The 443-nt window shown below is 78.3% G+C and carries 1 pseudogene; it reads left to right on the top strand.

From position 1 onward, the window contains the following. A pseudogene (locus D476_RS33940) lies at window positions 1–326 on the top strand (ABC transporter ATP-binding protein); the annotation flags it as partial. Between the last annotated feature and the right edge of the window lie 117 nt (window positions 327–443).

The raw sequence follows: 443 nt of genomic DNA, 5'->3' as shown, positions 1-443 counted from the left end.
CCCCCGGGGAGCCGTGGCTGCTGGTCACCGGCGCCGACCGGACCCCGCTGGGGTGGCTGCCGGCCGAGCGGGCGGCCGCCGCCGACCCGGAGCGCCGGCTGGAGACCCTGGAGCTGGACGGCTACGGCCACGTGTTCCACGTGGAGGCCGACTCGCTGCGGGCCGCCCTGGACGCCGCGGTGCTCTCCCCGGCCGGGCGGGCCGTGGGGGTGGACCCCGGCGGCGCGGTGGTCGGCGTGGTCTCCCAGGCGGACCTGGCCGCGGCCATCTGGTCCGTGGGCGAGGACCCCGTGGGCGGGGACACCGGGGAGGAGGACCGTGGGTGAGGCGATCCGCTGGGACTGGATCGCCCGCGGCCTGGAGCACCCGATCGGTACCGCCGTGCTCCAGCACCTCCAGCTCTCCCTGATCCCCATCGCGCTGGGCCTGCTGGCGGCGCTGCC

The organism is Nocardiopsis chromatogenes YIM 90109 (genome assembly GCF_000341185.1).
GTDB lineage: Bacteria > Actinomycetota > Actinomycetes > Streptosporangiales > Streptosporangiaceae > Nocardiopsis_A > Nocardiopsis_A chromatogenes.
Note: the sequence above shows the minus strand (reverse complement) of the source record. Positions and strands in the feature narration are given on the sequence as shown.